Source organism: Halorubrum ejinorense, assembly GCF_039522565.1.
Classification (GTDB): Archaea; Halobacteriota; Halobacteria; order Halobacteriales; family Haloferacaceae; genus Halorubrum; species Halorubrum ejinorense.
Genome location: NZ_BAAADQ010000002.1, coordinates 1 through 16,736, shown reverse-complemented (window position 1 = coordinate 16,736; position 16,736 = coordinate 1). Strand labels below are relative to the sequence as shown.

Annotated in this window: 17 protein-coding genes and 1 rRNA gene; 11 read left to right on the top strand and 7 right to left on the bottom strand. The window is 68.4% G+C overall.

Annotated elements, in window-relative coordinates; translation table 11 throughout:
- Window positions 1-70: 70 nt before the first annotated feature.
- The 3 genes from malA to ABDZ89_RS02250 all read left to right on the top strand — a co-directional run bounded on the left by malA (window position 71) and on the right by ABDZ89_RS02250 (window position 4,853).
- Window positions 71-2,173 carry an alpha-amylase MalA gene (malA, locus tag ABDZ89_RS02260; RefSeq protein WP_343776252.1) on the top strand — a complete coding sequence of 701 codons (2,103 nt, stop codon included), beginning with the start codon at window positions 71-73 and terminating at the stop codon, window positions 2,171-2,173.
- Window positions 2,174-2,329: 156 nt separating this feature from the next.
- The gene (gene malQ / locus ABDZ89_RS02255) at window positions 2,330-3,820 is read left to right on the top strand and encodes a 4-alpha-glucanotransferase (RefSeq protein ID WP_343776251.1); all 1,491 of its coding nucleotides are present in this window, start codon (window positions 2,330-2,332) and stop codon (window positions 3,818-3,820) included.
- 4 nt (window positions 3,821-3,824) lie between these two features.
- The gene (locus ABDZ89_RS02250) at window positions 3,825-4,853 is read left to right on the top strand and encodes a sodium:calcium antiporter (protein WP_343776250.1); all 1,029 of its coding nucleotides are present in this window, start codon (window positions 3,825-3,827) and stop codon (window positions 4,851-4,853) included.
- Window positions 4,854-4,903: 50 nt separating this feature from the next.
- Here the strand turns inward: ABDZ89_RS02250 and ABDZ89_RS02245 are convergent, their stop codons facing one another.
- A complete protein-coding gene (locus ABDZ89_RS02245; protein WP_343776249.1) occupies window positions 4,904-5,116 on the bottom strand; it encodes a PLDc N-terminal domain-containing protein in 213 nt (70 codons plus the stop codon).
- Window positions 5,117-5,211: 95 nt separating this feature from the next.
- On the opposite strand from ABDZ89_RS02245, the gene ABDZ89_RS02240 reads away from it, so the two are divergent.
- From ABDZ89_RS02240 to ABDZ89_RS02215, 6 genes are all read left to right on the top strand, one after another.
- Window positions 5,212-5,544: a hypothetical protein gene (locus tag ABDZ89_RS02240; protein ID WP_343776248.1), complete on the top strand. Its 333-nt coding sequence runs from the start codon at window positions 5,212-5,214 to the stop codon at window positions 5,542-5,544.
- A gap of 92 nt (window positions 5,545-5,636) precedes the next feature.
- On the top strand, window positions 5,637-6,950 hold the full coding sequence (locus ABDZ89_RS02235; protein ID WP_343776247.1) for a Zn-dependent hydrolase: 1,314 nt from the start codon (window positions 5,637-5,639) through the stop codon (window positions 6,948-6,950).
- Window positions 6,951-7,047: 97 nt separating this feature from the next.
- Window positions 7,048-8,004, top strand: a complete 957-nt coding sequence (locus tag ABDZ89_RS02230; RefSeq protein ID WP_343776246.1) for a mechanosensitive ion channel family protein — start codon at window positions 7,048-7,050, stop codon at window positions 8,002-8,004.
- A 288-nt stretch (window positions 8,005-8,292) separates the two neighbouring features.
- Entirely contained in the window at window positions 8,293-9,339 is a 1,047-nt protein-coding gene (locus tag ABDZ89_RS02225; protein ID WP_343776245.1) for a transcription initiation factor IIB, read from the top strand.
- 103 nt (window positions 9,340-9,442) lie between these two features.
- Window positions 9,443-9,622: a DUF7836 family putative zinc-binding protein gene (locus ABDZ89_RS02220; protein WP_343776244.1), complete on the top strand. Its 180-nt coding sequence runs from the start codon at window positions 9,443-9,445 to the stop codon at window positions 9,620-9,622.
- Between the two features lie 258 nt (window positions 9,623-9,880).
- On the top strand, window positions 9,881-10,114 hold the full coding sequence (locus ABDZ89_RS02215; protein WP_004598519.1) for a UPF0058 family protein: 234 nt from the start codon (window positions 9,881-9,883) through the stop codon (window positions 10,112-10,114).
- Window positions 10,115-10,249: 135 nt separating this feature from the next.
- Here the strand turns inward: ABDZ89_RS02215 and ABDZ89_RS02210 are convergent, their stop codons facing one another.
- Window positions 10,250-10,663, bottom strand: a complete 414-nt coding sequence (locus tag ABDZ89_RS02210; RefSeq protein WP_343776979.1) for a DUF555 domain-containing protein — start codon at window positions 10,661-10,663, stop codon at window positions 10,250-10,252.
- A gap of 69 nt (window positions 10,664-10,732) precedes the next feature.
- Window positions 10,733-11,659, bottom strand: coding sequence for a DNA-3-methyladenine glycosylase family protein (locus ABDZ89_RS02205; protein WP_343776243.1), 927 nt, complete (start codon window positions 11,657-11,659; stop codon window positions 10,733-10,735).
- Window positions 11,660-11,800: 141 nt separating this feature from the next.
- Between ABDZ89_RS02205 and ABDZ89_RS02200 the strand changes: the two genes are divergently transcribed.
- A complete protein-coding gene (locus ABDZ89_RS02200) occupies window positions 11,801-12,301 on the top strand; it encodes an SRPBCC family protein (RefSeq protein WP_343776242.1) in 501 nt (166 codons plus the stop codon).
- A gap of 33 nt (window positions 12,302-12,334) precedes the next feature.
- Here ABDZ89_RS02200 and ABDZ89_RS02195 read toward each other — a convergent pair whose 3' ends face one another.
- Window positions 12,335-13,912 carry a sensor histidine kinase gene (locus ABDZ89_RS02195; RefSeq protein ID WP_343776241.1) on the bottom strand — a complete coding sequence of 526 codons (1,578 nt, stop codon included), beginning with the start codon at window positions 13,910-13,912 and terminating at the stop codon, window positions 12,335-12,337.
- A 60-nt stretch (window positions 13,913-13,972) separates the two neighbouring features.
- On the bottom strand, window positions 13,973-14,860 hold the full coding sequence (locus ABDZ89_RS02190; RefSeq protein WP_343776240.1) for a DMT family transporter: 888 nt from the start codon (window positions 14,858-14,860) through the stop codon (window positions 13,973-13,975).
- A gap of 138 nt (window positions 14,861-14,998) precedes the next feature.
- Between ABDZ89_RS02190 and ABDZ89_RS02185 the strand changes: the two genes are divergently transcribed.
- Window positions 14,999-15,301, top strand: coding sequence for a DUF8124 family protein (locus tag ABDZ89_RS02185; protein WP_343776239.1), 303 nt, complete (start codon window positions 14,999-15,001; stop codon window positions 15,299-15,301).
- 26 nt (window positions 15,302-15,327) lie between these two features.
- Here ABDZ89_RS02185 and ABDZ89_RS02180 read toward each other — a convergent pair whose 3' ends face one another.
- Both ABDZ89_RS02180 and rrf read right to left on the bottom strand, forming a co-directional pair.
- On the bottom strand, window positions 15,328-16,182 hold the full coding sequence (locus ABDZ89_RS02180) for a hypothetical protein (RefSeq protein WP_343776238.1): 855 nt from the start codon (window positions 16,180-16,182) through the stop codon (window positions 15,328-15,330).
- A 268-nt stretch (window positions 16,183-16,450) separates the two neighbouring features.
- Window positions 16,451-16,572, bottom strand: a 5S ribosomal RNA gene (gene rrf / locus ABDZ89_RS02175).
- Window positions 16,573-16,736: the final 164 nt, after the last annotated feature.

Below are 16,736 nucleotides of genomic sequence, written 5' to 3'. Positions count from 1 at the left end.
GGTGCGGATCCGTCCCGATCGGGTCGAAACAAGAGCAACACCGAAGGGGCAGGGGGGAGATAACCGTCACATGCACCACCCCGGACCCCCCCGCTTCCTCGCGACCGGTGAGACCACGGAGCTGGCACCGAGAGACCCGGACCCCGACGGCGAGTACGCGTGGCGCGTCGCGGACGCGCCGCCCGAGAGCGAGTCGACGGTCGGGGACTCGCCCGTCACGCAGTTCACCCCTGACGTCCCGGGTCGGTACCTGATCGGCCTCGACGCGCCGGACGGCGACCACCTGCTCACGGTCCGCGCGTTCGCCGCGAGCTACGCCGGCGTCGACGTCGCCGGCGGGAGCGGGACCGCGATTCGCGACCGCGACGTGACCGACGAGCCGGTCGACTACGCCGCTCGGGAGTCCCACGACGGCGTCGGTCGGCCGCGCGTTCGCGTGGACGCGGACATCGAGTTCGAAGACGGCGCCGGCGAGGAGCGCGATCACGCCGGATCGGCCGTGTTCACCGCGGACCCGACGCCGAATCCGGACTCTGAGCTCGACGCCGGCGACCTCGAGGTGACGTTCGTCGTGGACGACCGCGACGTCGAGAGCGCGGTCGCCGACGGCCGGACGAACCCCCGAGACTCGCTCCGGGTGAGCAGGGACGGCCGCGAGCTCCGCGTGGCGCTCGACGCGGTGCCGGACCGGCTTCGGGTCCACGCCGTCGCGGTCGCGCGGGACCCGGACGGCGACCCGCGGGTCAGCGTCGCGGACGCGGTCGCGGTCGAGCGGGGCGACACCGGTGAGCCGACGGTCGACGACGCCGGCGGCGAGTCGGTGTTGACGCCGGACGCTCCCGACTTCGAGACGGTGCGACTCAACGACCCGCCGGCGTGGACGGCCGACGCAGCCGTCTACGAGGTGTTCGTCCGCACCTTCGCGGACGCCGACGAGGGCGCGGCGTTCGACGCCATCGCCGAGCGGATCCCCGACATCGCGGACCTCGGCGTCGACACGCTGTGGCTCACGCCGGTCCTCGGACACGACGGGAAACCCCACGGCTACAACATCGTCGACTTCTTCGACGTGGCTCCGGACCTCGGCGACCGCGACGACTTCGAGGCGCTCGTCGAGACAGCTCACGACCACGGGATGCGGGTGCTGTTCGACTTCGTCGCCAACCACACCGCCCGCGACCACGAGTGGTTCGAGGACGCGTACCGGAACCCCGAGTCGCCGTACCGCGACCGGTACGAGTGGCAGGAGTCGGGCGAGCCGGGCACCTACTTCGACTGGGAGCTGATCGCGAACCTGAACCACGCGAACCTCGAGGTCCGCCGGTTCCTGCTCGACGTGATCGACGAGTGGGCGCCGCTCGTCGACGGGTTCCGCTGTGACATGGCGTGGGCCGTCCCCGACTCGTTCTGGCGCGAGCTGCGTGACCGCGTGAAAGACATCGACCGGCAGTTCCTCCTGATGGACGAAACGATCCCGTACATTCCCGGCTTCCACGAGGGGATGTTCGACGTCCACTTCGACGCGACGCTGTACTTCCAGCTGCGACAGGTGGGGCGGGGCGCGGAGCCCGCGGAGTCCGTCCTCGACGCGGTCGACCAGCGCTCGGATATCGGGTTCCCGGATCACGCCGAGTTCCTCCAGTACATCGAGAACCACGACGAGACGCGCTACCGCGTCGAGTGCGGCGACGCGGCGGCGGCCGCCGCGGGCGCGGCGATCATGACCCTCCCGGGCGTCCCGATGGTGTACGCCGGCCAGGAGATCGGCCAGCGCGGTCGCCGGGACGCGATCGCGTGGGACCACGCCCGCGAGGAGGTACGCGACCGCTACGAGCGCCTGCTCGCGACGCGGCGGGACCACTCCGCGCTCGGGGCGGACGGCACCGTGTCCCGCGTCGGGTACCACGTCGCGAGCGGCGATCTCTCGGAGCAACCGATCGCCGCCAGCGGCGACGTTCACCCGAACGACGTCGTGGCGTTCCGCCGGAGCGACGACGGGGAGGCGCTCGTCGTCGTCCTCAACTTCGCGCCCGCCGACGCGAGCGTCGCGGTCGACGCCGCCCACGGCGAGCGCGACCTCGTCACCGGTGAGGAGTGCGTCGTCGAGGACGGCGACGGGACCGAGCGGATCCGGGTCGACGACGTGGCGATCGTCCGCGAGACGGAGCGATGAGCTACGGGGGCGACGGCGGCCCCGTCACGCTCGAAACCGCAGACGCGATCGCGTGGCGGGCGGACCGCGACGGCGACTGAACCGAGTCCGGCTCGCACCGCGTCGCGACCCGGGCCGGACACAACGCTTGAGTCGGTGGGGGTCGCAGGTGACCGTATGCGATTCGACCGCTCCGACGGCGTCTTCTGTCACGTCACGTCGCTGCCGGGGGCGTACGGCATCGGCGACCTCGGCGAGGGCGCCCGCGAGTTCCTCTCGTTCCTCGGCGACGCCGACGTCGACCACTGGCAGATCTGTCCGATCGGTCCGACGCTCTCCGTCGCCGGGGAGTCACCGTACCAGTCGCCGTCGGCGTTCGCCGGCAACCCGCTGTTCGTCGACCCCGACGGGCTCGTCGACGACGGGTGGCTGGACCCGGCGGACCTGGAACCGGTCCCCGATTTCCCGACCGACCGCGTCGACTACGACGCGGTCCGCGAGTACAAGCAGCCGCTGTTGCGGACCGCCTTCGAGCGGTTCGAGGAGCGGGCGACGGAGGCCGACCGGGCGGCCGTCGACGAGTTCCGCGAGCACGAGCCGTGGCTCCCCGACTACGCGCTGTTCCGGGCGCTGTCGGACGCGCGCCCGGAAGACCTCTGGACCGGGTGGCCCGAGCCGCTGCGGACGCGCGATCCCGAGGCGCTCGCGGCGGCGCGCGAGGAACACGCCGAGGAGGTCCGGTTCCGCGAGTTCGTCCAGTGGACGTTCGACCGTCAGTGGCGCGACCTGCGCGCGGTCGCCGCCGAGGAGGGGGTGTCCATCGTCGGCGACGTGCCCATCTACGTCGCGCTCGACTCCGCCGACGTGTGGGCGAGCCCGGAGGCGTTCCAACTCGACGCGGAGAACCGCCCGACCGCGGTCGCGGGCGTCCCGCCGAACGCGGGCGACACCGGCCAGCGCTGGGGGAACCCGCTGTACGACTGGGAGCGACTCGCCGAGGCGGAGTACGACTGGTGGCTCGACCGGTTCCGCCGGCTGTTCGAGCTCGCGGACGTGGCGCGGCTCGACCACTTCCTCGGGTTCGCGAAGTACTGGGCGATTCCGGCCGACAGCGACGACCCCGCGGACGGCGAGTGGCGCGACGGGCCGGGGCGCGACCTGTTCGAGACGGTCGAGCGCGAGCTCGGCGAGGCGCCGTTCATCGCCGAGGACCTCGGGTTCGAGGAGCCGGAGATGGACGAGCTGATGGCGGAGTTCGGCTTCCCGGGCATGTCCGTCCCGCAGTACGCCGACTGGTGTACGGAGGGCAACGAGTACCAGCCGATGCACTACACCGAGGGCGTCGTCGGCTACACGTCGACGCACGACACGGACACGTGGGTCGGCTACTTCGACGACCTCCCGGAGCGACAGCGGGACTGCTTCCGGTACAACGTCGGCGCCGAGCCGGACGACCCGGTCGAGTGGGCGATCATCGACGACGTGTGGGCCTCGGACGCGATCATGGCGATGACGACGCTCCAGGATCTTCTCGGACTCGGCAGCGGGGCGCGGTTCAACGAGCCGGGCACGCTCGCGGGGAACTGGGAGTGGCGCGTCACGCGGGACGCGCTCGACGACGCGATCGCCGACCGGCTGTGGGAGCTGGCGGGCGATCACATCCGGTAGGCCCGTGGTCGGACCCCTCCCGGACGTGCCGGCGGTCCACGTTCTGGTCATCGCAGCGGCGACCGGGTTCATCTGGCTCGGGAGCGGCTGGTTAGAGGAGGCCGCCGATACCCTCTCGGGGTACTACGGGCTCCCGGCCGTGGTCCAGGGGTCGATCGTCGTCGCGGTCGGGTCGAGCTTCCCGGAACTGGTGAGCGTGCTCGTCACCGCGCTCACCGGCGTCTTCGACATGGGCGTGGGCGCGCTCGTCGGGTCGGCCATCTTCAACGTCCTCGTGATCCCCGCGGCGTCCGGGATCGGCGGCGACGGCGAACTGGAAGCCAATCGGACGATCGTGTACAAGGAGGCGCAGTTCTACATGCTCGCCGTCTCTGCGCTGGTCGTGACGTTCGCGCTCGCGGTGATCTACTTCCCCGTCTCGACGGACCCGATCGTCGGGAGGATGCCGCGCTCGCTCGCGGTCATCCCGCTCGGGCTGTACGGGCTGTACCTCTTCATCCAGTATCAGGACGTCGACGACGCGGGGGAAGACCGGATCCGCGACGGGGTCGACATCGGTCGCGAGTGGGCGAAGCTGGCGGCCGGACTCGGGCTCATCGTCGTCACCGTCGAACGGCTCGTCGCGTCCGTCGAGTCGCTGGGCGTCACCTTCGGAATCCCCGAGTTCCTCGCCGGCGTCACGGTCGTCGCGGCCGCGACGAGCCTGCCGGACACGCTCGTGAGCGTCCGGACGGCGCGCGAGAACCGCGGCGCGACGAGCCTCGGTAACGTCCTCGGGTCGAACACCTTCGACCTGCTCGTTGCGATCCCGCTCGGCGTGTTGATCGTCGGCGAGGTCGCCGTCAACTTCTCGACGGCGGTGCCGATGCTGGGCGTGCTAACCGCTGCGACCGTCCTCCTCTTCGTGACGCTCCGGACGAGCCTCACGCTCTCAGACCGCGAGTCGTACGCGCTGCTCGCGGCCTACGGCGTGTTCGTCGCGTGGGTCGTCGCCGAGACCGCCGGGGTAACGAGCGTTCTCAAAGGAGTGTGAACCCGAGCGGCGCCCTCGGTCGCCCGCTTAACGTCTCGGACGGAGGGCGGTCAGTACGAGTCTCGGCCGATGATGAGGTACAGCACGATACCGAGCAGCGGCGCGAAGAACACGACGAGCGCCCAGAGGACGGGCGGGTGTTCGCTTCGCTGTTGGGCGTCCGAGTAGGTCCACACGATCATCGCCAGGTGGATCACGAGGAACACGAGGCTGATCAGAAGCGCGATTCCGGCGGCCGCGCCTTGGAGGAGCAACGGGGACATCTCGGTCGACACCAGAACGTCGGCGGTGAAGTGTTTTCGGGATCGGAACGCTCCCCCGGCGAAACGGCTATTCACGACGAGTGCGAACGAATAGCATGGCCAACGCGGTGCGCGCGGTCGGCGCCGGGGTGGAGTGTCTCGGGGGCATCGGACTGCTCGCGCTGTCGCGAGCGGTGGACGGCGAGGTCCGGGCGGGGGCGCTGGCGGTCGGGTTCGCGACCGGGTACTGTTACCGACACGCGCGGGCGGCCGCGGGCTGTCGCCGGTTCCGGGGCGGGCCCGGACGGAGCCTCGGCGTGACGCTGACGTGGACCGCGCTCGGGGTCGCGGTCGACCGCTCCATCGACGACCCGGCGGCGGGCCGAGGGTTCGCAGCCGGCCTCGCCTTGGGATCGGCCGGCTACTGGCTGGCGCGACGTGACGAGTGAGTATCCTCCGGGGACGGCCCCGGGCGCGAGCGGCCTCTCGGCACCTCCGCCGGAGACCGAACCGTTTTGATCCCGCGGCGCCCGACTCCGGTATGACGCTCCCAGTCGACGCGGACCGGCTCCGCGCGGACATCGAGGAAAACGCGGCGTTCGGCCGCGTCGAGACGGAGGATCCGGAGGCACACGCGCGAACGAATCGGACGGGGACCACGGCGAACCGGGACGCGAGAGACCGACTGGTCGAGCGCCTCCGCGACGCCGGTCTCGATGTTGCGGTCGACGCCGTCGGGAACGTCCTCGGAACGTGGACCCCGGCGAGCGCCGACCCGAACGCCGCCCCCGTCGTCTCGGGCAGCCACCTCGACAGCGTCCCCGAGGGCGGCATCTTCGACGGCCCGCTCGGGGTGTACGCCGCGCTGGAGGCGGTCCGGGCGATGCGCGACGCCGGATTCGAGCCGGACCGACCGGTCGGCGTCGTCAGCTTCACCGAGGAGGAGGGCGGCACCTTCGGAAACGGACTCCTCGGCTCGACCGTCGCGACGGGCGAGACGGCGCTCGACGAGACGCTCTCGCTGACGAACGACGACGGAGCGACGCTCGATGCGGCGCTCGACCGGATCGGCTACCGAGGCGGCGACGCGGTCGACGCCGCCACGCCGACCGACGCGAGTGGCGACCCGACGACGCTCGACCCCGCCTCGTGGGACGCCTTCTACGAGCTCCACGTCGAACAGGACACGAACCTGGAGGCGGCGGGCGCGGCGGTCGGCGTCGTGACGACCATCACCGGAATCACCCACTGCGAGGTGACCGTCGGCGGAGAGGCGAACCACGCGGGCGCGACGCCGATGGACGAGCGGACCGACGCGCTGGCGGCCGCGAGCGAGTTCGTCCTGGACGTGGAGGCGGCCGCGAACGAGGTCGTCGAGACCGCGTCGCCGTCGGCGGTCGGCACCGTCGGGTCGCTGTCGGTCGAACCGAACGCGACGAACGTCGTTCCCGGCCGCGTCGAGGCCGGCGTCGACGTCCGTGACATCGAGCGCGAGTCGATGGAAACTGTCGTCGCCGCCGCGCGCGACTCGCTCGCGCAACTGGAGCGCGAGCGCGGAGTCGAGACGGAGTTCGAACGGCCCTTCGACGTCGCGCCGACGCCGATGAACGACCGCCTGCGCGACGCCGCTCACGAGGCCGCCGACGCGGCCGGACGCGACGCCCTCGACCTCCACTCGGGCGCCGCACACGACGCGATGCGGATCTCGCGCGTCACCGACTCGTCGCTCCTCTTCGCCCCCTCGCGTGACGGCGTTTCGCACAACCCTCGCGAGTGGACCGACTGGGACGACTGCGCCGCGGCGACCGAGGTGCTCGGGGGGGCGATGGCCGGTATCGCCGGCGGGAAACGGTGACCGAGGTGAACGGGAGGCTGCGGCGCTCGCTCCTTGACCGCGCCTCGGCTTCGCGCGACGGCACAACGGTTTTGCCGGTCGGCCGTGAGCGACGAGCGTGAGACGCCCGCTCGGACTCGCGTCGCTCGCGCTCGGTCTACTGGCCGGCATTGCCGGCACCGTCGCGGGGACGACGGCGGCGCTCGCGGACTGGCCGCCGATCGGCGGGTATCCGGCGGCGGTGGTCGTCGGCCGGTCGCTGCTGGTCGTCGCCGTCGCGGGCGTGGTGTACGGAAGCTACCTGTTCGCGGTTCGCGTGCTCACGCGGTCGGCGAGCAAGCGGCGAGCGCACGACGCCCGGAACCTGCTCCGGCTGACGTTCGGAGTCGTCGGGACGGTGGCGACGCTCGCGGTGGCGACGGAGAACTGGCTCGGGCTCCTGTTCTCGCTGGGCGTGATCGGGTTCGCGATCACCTTCGCGCTCCAACAGCCGCTCCTCTCGCTGATCGCGTGGGTGTACATCGCGGTCAAGCAGCCGTTCGGCGTCGGCGACCGGGTCCGGATCGACGACGCGAAAGGCGACGTGATCAGCGTCGACTTCCTCGTGACGACGCTGTGGGAGATCAACGGCGAGCTGGTGACGACGAACCAGCCCTCGGGTCGGGTTGTCACCGTACCGAACAGTGTCGTCCTCTCGTCGAACGTCGTCAACTTCGGCGGGGGCGGGTCGCCGTACGTCTGGAACGAAGTGGCGGTCCAGGTCGCGTACGAGACCGATCTGGAGTTCGCACGCGAGGTCATGACCGAGGAGGCCACCGACCTCCTCGGAAAGGACATGGCGAACGGAATCGCCGCCTACCGCGAGGCGCTCGCGGAGACGCCCGTCGAGTTGGAGGTACACGACGGCCCGACGGTCAACGTCAGCCAACGGGAGTCGTGGGTGGAGCTTCGCCTTCGGTACCTCACGCACCCGCGGCGCGGCCAGCGCGTCAAAAACCGACTGTACGAGCGGATACTCGACCGCTTCAACGAGAATCCCGACCGCGTCGCGTTCCCGGTTAGCCGGAGCCGGTAACGAGGCGCCGGCGGTGAACCGCTCCGTCCCCGAGGTCGGGGCCGGACCTCTCGCATCGAAGCTGACACGAGAGAGAAGGATATATACGAGTGAACGGTACTTCCGGGCCACGGAGGATGGAAGGAGGAACGGCCGTCTCAACAAATTCCGCCTCAAAAGGCATTCTACGTGTTTTCTAGCCCAACAGATAGCGACACCTTTATATACTCTCAAGACTAACTATACGTTAACAGCTGGCGATTCGCGGACCTCGCTGTATTTTCGCCGGGGGATCGTCGGAGCACACCCATGACAGAGACGAACACCTACAGCGACGGCGGCACCGAGCGGGAACGACTTCCTGAGGCCGGCGACGCCTCCGCGAAGGACGAGCACTCCCGACTCAGGTCGGCGGAGTCGCTCGACGACGAGGAGACGACGGAGACGACGACCGAGCAGACCACGGTCTGCCCCGAGTGCGAAGGGCGACTCGCGACCGACACGGAGCACGGTGAGACGGTCTGTAGCGACTGCGGGCTCGTCGTCGAGGAGAGTTCGGTCGACCGCGGCCCGGAGTGGCGCGCGTTCAACTCCGGCGAGCGCGACAGCAAGTCCCGCGTCGGTGCGCCGACGACGAACATGATGCACGACAAGGGGCTCTCGACGAACATCGGCTGGCAGGACAAAGACGCCTACGGCAAGTCGCTATCGGGGCGACAGCGACGACGGATGCAGCGGCTGCGGACTTGGAACGAGCGGTTCCGCACCCGCGACTCCAAGGAGCGCAACCTCAAGCAGGCGCTCGGCGAGATCGACCGCATGGCCAGCGCGCTCGGTCTCCCGGACAACGTCCGCGAGACGGCCTCGGTCATCTACCGCCGCGCGCTGTCCGAGAACCTCCTCCCCGGCCGTTCGATCGAAGGCGTCGCGACCGCGGCGCTGTACGCCGCCGCCCGGCAGGTGGGGAATCCGCGAAGCCTCGACGAGTTCACCGCGGTCTCGCGCGTCGAGAAGATGGAGCTCACGCGCACGTACCGCTACGTCATCCGCGAACTCGGGTTACGCGTCCAGCCCGCCGACCCGACGAGCTACGTTCCGCGGTTCACCTCGCGGCTCGACCTCTCGGACGAGAGCGAGCGCCGCGCCCGCGAACTGCTCGAAGATGCCGCGGACGCAGGGATCACGAGCGGAAAGTCCCCCGTGGGGCTCGCCGCCGCCGCGGTTTACGCCGCCGCGTTGCTCACGAACGAGAAGGTGACACAGAGTCAGGTCTCCGACGTCGCCGACGTCTCCGAGGTCACGATCCGGAATCGGTACAAGGAGCTGCTCGAAGCGAGCGGCGCCGTGAGCGCCTGAGACGCGCGATGGGGTGCCATCGAACTCGCGGCGCGCTCGACCGAGACGCGCGACCGATCGACCGCCACCTACGTTTTTAACGCGGCCGGCTGTACACGGGGACATGGTTGACGCGTTCGTTAGGCTCGTCTGTCCGGAGTGCGGCAAGGAGTGGCAGGAAAACCCCGCTGATCTTCAGGACCTCCGGTCCAATTTCAGCTGTTCGGCGTGTCATGCGACGCGACGCCTGACCGAGTTCATGCGAACGGAACGCGACCTCGAGGCGGTCAAACAGTTCCAGTGATGCCGGTGACACGGGCCGTTTCGGCCTGACCGCCTCGCTCGCCCTGGCTCGGCACGTCCACGCCTCTTTCCATTCGGTACGTCGGTCTCACTGGCGCCGTCGCTCGCGTCACGAGTCCCGCGTAGTTGTGCGTATAACGATCCTGAAGGATCATCGAGAAAGCTTGTTTCGCGGCCGCTACTCGCAAAATACGCGAGGCGTGTGGTAACGTGACTCAAGATAATAATATAAACCTCCGGTAGCAAAGGACTGGTACTCATGAAGAAGCAGGAACTCATCCATCTTCACGGTCTCCTCGCGGAGGTACGAAAACAGTGCGAGTTCTGGGACGACGACGTTGATCTCGAAGCGTACGAAGAACTCGGCGTCAAACCGACATCGATTCACAAGTCGAAGACCGACCACAAAGCGGCCGTTTTCAAGCTGACAGAGGGAATCACTGAGCCGATGGAGTCGTCCGAATCGGAGCCGCTGGCTCCGACGGCCGACTGAAACGTCTACTGCGTACTACTCCTCGCCGCCCGTACCGAACGCTCCGTAGCGTAGCCGCTATTTTCCGGACGGCCGGTGGCGTCCCGGTCGGCCTCGACGCCGCCACGTTCAGTGTCAGGCGTCGCCTCTGCCGGCTCACCGCTCCGGATCGTTTCCGGCGCCGGACGACGCCGCTCCATCTTCGACGGCAGTCGCGTCGGCATCGCTCTCGTCGGTATCGATCTCGGAGACCGACAACACTTCGAGCGGGATGTTACGGAGGCGCTTCCCGATCTCCTTGCGCGCGACACGGCTCGCGTGTTCGCCGCGGTCGACGTTGAACACGTCCATCTGGAGCTCCAAGGCGACGAGCGCCTCGTCGGCCACGACGAACGCCGGGTCGAGTCGCTCTCCGCTCGGGGACGTTCGCGTTCCGGCGTCGATCTCGACGTAGTTGAGATCGGGGTTGAGCATCTCACCGGTCTTCGAGATGGCGATCCGGACCGCCTCGTCGGCGGTTTCCACGTCGTACACCGGAACCGCGGCCTCGACGACGACTCGACAGTCCATCACGTGTCAGTTTACCACACGAACGAGTATCAAACTTCGGCCCGGGCCGACTCACAGAGATCCGCCCGATCACTCGCCGCCGGCGCGGAGGTAGTAGAAGACGTACGTCTGCGCGTATCCCGCGAACTCGCCGCCGAACCGCTCGCGGATCGCGCGCGAGGTCTCGGTGTATCCCCCCTGATCGCACTCGGGGTAGTACTCCTCGATGGTGGTTCGAATCCAGGTGTCGAGCGGCACGGCCTCCAAGAAGCCGAGCGAGAACAGCAGCACGCAGTCGGCGACCTTGTCCCCGACTCCGACGAATCTGGTGAGCGATTCGCGGGCCTCCTCGTACGGCAATTCGGCGGTCTCCCGGGGATGGGCCTCGCCGCTCGCGACCATCTCCGCCGTCCGCTGGACGTACGGGGCTCGATATCCCAGAGAGAGGTCACGGAGTTCGTCTTCCGTGCGCGCGGCCAACTGCTCCGGCGTCGGAAAGGCGCGATACGTCCCGCCGTCGAGCGGAACCGCGTCGCCGTACGTCTCACGGAGTCGCCGCTGCATCCCGTGAATGCGAGCGACGCGCATCTGCGCCGAGCAGATGAAAGAGATAAGACAGGGGAACACCGGGTCGCGGGTCAGCCGCAGTCCCTCGTAGGCGTCGTAGGCGCGCCGTAACAGGGGCAGATCTGGGGTGGCGTCGAGGATCGCGTCGAGGTCGTCGTCGAGCCGGAGGAGGTGGGTCAACAGCGGCTCTGCGTCCGTCGACGCCTCCCACTGGAGCACGCCGTCGTGGACGCCGCCCTCCTGTCGGACCCGGACCGCGGCGCGCTCGTCCGTCACGCCGGGAATCTCGTCGACGACGGTCTCGTACCACGCGTCGCCGCCGTGGGCGTGGAGCTCCGCGTACGTGTCGCCGTCCGCACGGTTCCAGAGGTAGCTCTGGCCGCTCTCAAGTGTCGCCTGGAGGTCGAACGGTCCAGCCAGATCGCCGATGTCGATCGCCCCACGTTCCATCGTGATCCGTCACGGTGCGCGGGGGCATGCCGGTTTCGGTCCGCGCGACCCGGAGACCGGGCCGGTCGGCTGCCACCCGGGGAATCGGTCCCGGACCGCCGCCGTGGACGGCCTTTTATCCGCCCGACTCGTATCGGGGGTATGCCGACGTACCGCCGGACGACTCGGGTACCGGCCCCGATCGACGACGTGTGGGATTTCCACTCAACGATCGACGGACTGCGGGCGCTCACCCCCGACTGGATGTACCTCCGTATCGATGGGGTCGAGGGGCCGGACGGCTCGCCCGATCCCGACGTTCTCCTCACCGGGTCGACGATACAGATGTCGATCCGCCCGTTCGGCGTCGGGCCGAGACAGCGGTGGACCTCGCGGATCACCGAGCGGGAGCCGGAGGGAGAGGCGTCGCCCGAGCGCTCCGCCCGGTTCGTCGACGAGATGGAGGACGGCCCGTTCCGCCGCTGGGAACACACGCACGCCTTCTACGCCGACGGCGACGAGACGCTGCTCGTCGACACGGTCGCGTATCGGCTTCCCCTCGGACCGCTCGGCGATATCGCCGGCCCGGCCGCGAAGGTCGGGTTCGAAGGAATGTTCCGCGACCGACACCGGCGAACCGTCGAGCGGTTCTCTGAGAACTGAACGCGCCGCGACGCCGGCCACGAAGAGAGACCCCTACGGTGACGCGACACGAGTCGCGTCGGCGCCGAACGTGAGTTCGAAGACGGCCCCGTCGTCGTTTCTCGCCTCGATGTCCCACTCGTGTGCCTCGACGATCCGGTCGACGATGGCCAGCCCGATACCGGAGCTGTCGGCCGAAGAGACGCCCGAATCGAAGACCGTATCGACGAGGTCGACCGGGATCCCGGGACCGTCGTCCGCGACGTACACCCCGTCGACGCCGCCGTCGGTGGTGGTCGGACCGATCTCGATCGAGACGTTTCGTCCCCCGTGATCGATCGCGTTCCGGAAGAGGTTCTCGAACGCCTGTCGAAGCCGACTCGGGTCCGCCTCGACGCGGCCGACTCCCTCGGCGATCGTGAGCGTCGCGTCGGGCGCGCGCACCGACCGCCACGCGTCCTCCGCGATGGCCTCGACGGGAACCGGTTCGGTCTCGCCGATCGCTTCGCCGCGCCGCGCGAGCATGAGGAGGTCGTCGATCAGGGTCTCCATGCGGTCGACCGCGCCGCTCATGGCGTCGTATCGCGCGGGCGCGAGTTCGTCTTCGGACAGGGAGAGATAGCCGGCGATGACGTTGAGCGGGTTCCGGAGGTCGTGTGAGACGACCGCGCTGAACTGTTCGAGTTGGTCCGCCTGTCGTCGGAGTGCCTCTCGGCGGTCGTTGCGCGCGAGCGTGTGTGCGATGAGGTCACCGACGGTGCGGTACAGGTCGACTTCTCCGTCCGTCCAGACCCGACCGTCGTCCGACTCGAACGCGACGATACCGTTCAGTTCCCAGTCCGATACGAGCGGTACGTGGACCGTTGCCGGCGGTCCGTCGACCCTGCCCTCTCCGAGCCCGTCGTCGGAGGCCGCGACAGGAGCGGACGAACGCGCGACGTTGCCGAACGTCGAAAGCTGCTCCGGCTCCGGGAAGTCCTCGAACGGCCTCGACACCGGGTCGAATCCGTCCGGACACCAACTGTACGTCGGTACGAACCGGTCGTCGCCCTCGCGGTAGCAGACGATTCGATCGAGTTCGGCGTGCTCGCCGACGTTTTTCATCGTCCACTCGATCTTCGTGTCGACCTCATCGGTGCGCGTACTCATCAGCGTCGTTCCGGCGTCGAGAAGTACCTCGGAGAGGCGAGCGACATCCTCGTCACCGAGCCGAACCCGATCGGGGTCCACCGCGGCCGCGAGACGCTCGGCGATGGGGTCCGAAGAGTCGACGGTCCCGGGGGTCGAGCCCCAGCCAGTAACGTCGACGACGTCGTCGACGCCGGTCGATAACAGGGCCCGGACGGTCGACATCGTCGCGTCCTCGACGAGCGCGATCACCGGAACGTTCGACGGTAACATGTCGAGACGCTCCTTCACGGCACCGTCTGTCGCCGCCGCTCCGGTGACGACGACGCCACACGTCGCGTCGAGCGCTCCGTCGCTTTCGTCGCCCGCGTCGAAGTCGGCCGGTGAGAACGCGCGGAACGTCGGTCCGTCCGGCCCTTCCCACGCGGCGTCCACCGCGCGGGACACGCGCTCGCCGGCGTTTTCGTTGTCGCCTACGAACGCGACGACGGTTCGCCGGTCCATACCCCACCCAGCCCTCCGATGGGCTTCAACGTTTACCCCAAAATATCGACGTTGAAAACGTTATACCCGGTCGACAGTCGCCGTGACGTAGATTCCCACGAGGACGACGCACCCGCCCGCGACGGTGGACGGCGTCGGCGTCTCCGACAGCAACGCGAAGGCGAGCAGCGTCGCACCGACCGGTTCCCCGAGCAGCGAGACGGAGACGACGCTCGACTCCAAGTGTGCGAGCGCCCAGTTGAGGACCGTGTGACCGAGCAGCCCCGGCCCCGCAGCGAGTCCAGCGAAGAGGAGCCATTCCCGGGGCGGATATCCGGTGAGCGGGTGTCCCGCCGCGAGGACGAACGCGAACAACACGAGGGCACAGACCCCGTACACGACGGTGACGTAAGGGATCAAAGCGATCCGTTGGCGCAGCGACCGCCCGGCCAACACGTATGCCGCGGCGGAGACCGCACCCGCCAGCGCCAGCGCGTTTCCGTAGAGGGGTCGAGGACCGATCGCCGTGCCGCTGAGGAAGTCGCCGAGCGACATCGACGCCATCCCGGCCACTGCGACCGCGATCCCCACGGCCATGCGACCGGTGACGCGTTCGCGCAACAGCAGCCACGCTCCCAGCGCGACGAACACCGGTTGCGCCTGAACGAGCGTGACGCTCGCGGCCACGCTCGTCCACCGAAGGCTCTCGAACCACGCCGCGAAGTGGATCGCGAGCGCGATACCGGACAAGGTCGCGAACGCGAGGTCCCGAGATCGTATCCGGGCGAACTCCCCGCGGTACCGCCACGCCGCGACCGAGGCCAACGGGAGCGTGGTGAACAACACGCGGTAGAAGGCTGCGACCGAACTCGGGGCCTCACTCAACCGGACGAGGATCGCGCCCGCACTCACCGCAGCGACTGCGGCCGCTAGCCCCACTTTCGGCGATACGACCGGCTTCGAACTCATCCAATCTCGCTATCGTTCACGGGGCGGACGCTTAGCGGTTTCGAGGGGCCACGCCCCCTTCCCTGACGAGGCGCCATCGTTCTGCGTTCGACGCGCGACGGCGACGGAGATTTCACTCCCGGGCGCGAACGCCGTCCCATGTGTGCGGACACGTTCGGCGTCGGCATCCGCGTCGCCGAGTCTGAACTGCGGGTCGTCGTGGGCGTCCCGTCCGACATCGACGCCGGCTGGACGGACCCTGAGTCGTTTCAGTCGCTCGTCGCGGAGACCGTCTGGGAGCAGCTCGACCGACGCCAGACGTTGGAGGCGATTGCCGCGCGGTACGACACGGGTGAGACCGCCTCCCTCGGGACTGTAACGCTCGAACCAGACGGTACCGTCGTAGAAACTGACCTCAAACGCATCGCGACGGTCGACGACCGAGACAGTACCGAGGACTGATTGGCGGGGACCGGTGTGGTCCGAACTCAGTCGTCAGCCGTGTCCGCTTCGAGCGCGGTCCCGATAGCCGTGGTCCATTCGGGCCGGTACGCGGTGAGATCATACCGGGTCGGCCCCACTGTTTCACCCCACGTATCGAGCGCATCGAGCGTCACGAGTCCCGACAGCGCCGCCCCGAGAGTTCGCGGTGTCGTCTCCGGCTCGGTCAGCGCGGCGTGGACTTGCTTCGACTGAGGGTAATTACGATCGCACGACTCGATCCCTCGCTTGGCCTCGGCCCAGTGTCGACGAACGTACCCGAACGTCGTCGGGTCGTCTCGCGCGAGTCGCTCGATCGCCGCCGTCGCCTCCGCGTCGGCCCCGACGACGGACTCTACGTGGGAACTCAGTTGGGAGACTAGTTCTCCTGAACCATCGTGAGAACAGCCGACGTCGACCCGGTTCACCCGCCTCCCGAACCGCTCGCGGAGCCGACCCACGAAGGTGACGACCGATGCGACGTCCGCCCGGTGAGCAAGGGGCGCAAGGTCGTCGATCACCACGTCCACCGTCCCCGTAGGGGCGCCGTCGACGTGCTTCCCCAGGGCGTCGAGTACGCGCTCGTTCTCGGCGGTACGACCGAGCACCGTGTACGCGAGTCCGTCTCGGGGCATGACCTGTGTCGACGCGGCTGCACCACTCCGGACGACGTCGTTCACGTCGATCACCGCCTCCCGATTCGGCGGCCCCTGAGGCGTTCGATTCCATCCGCTCCGCCACGCCTCGACATCCGTCCCAAACAACACGGACACGACGCGGTTCGAGACGACTCCGTCGCGAACCGACGGGGGATCGCCACAGCACAGTCTCACCACGGTGTCCGTGTCGTTCGGTACGTCCATGATACGTTAGCTTCAGCGACAAAAGTGATAAACTTACGGTTAGAACTATCAGTACTGATATGACTCGCGGCGGGCGACAGGTCCGAGATGCCTCGCGAGCAGTCCGCTACTGCCTTCGATAAAAACACTGCCCGCTACTGATTACGGCCGGACAGAGTTGGACGTACTTTCGAACGGATACAGTCGCTAGTGGAGTAGATGTCTGGCGAGCGCTCTCGCTCGCCGAACGAAATGATACGGTGGGAGCGGTATTGCTCCCGTATGAATGGGTAGGCGGCGACTCGTGGTTCCCAGAGGATCGCTCACTCCAGTACTTCACGATACGCTGGCGGGCTTAACTTCCGTGTTCGGAATGGGTACGGGTGTTTCCCCACCGCTCTGGCCGCCTTCATGCCAACTCTCGGGCTCGAACCGAGACTTCCTGTCTGCCAGGAAGACGCCTGTGTTGGTCTGGTTCGATACCAACCGTGTAATACGTGCGATCCAGATACCGCCTGAACTCATGCGAGTCGTGGCGCGTCAGCGCCAATGAATGTGGCTCGGTCTGTTAGTGC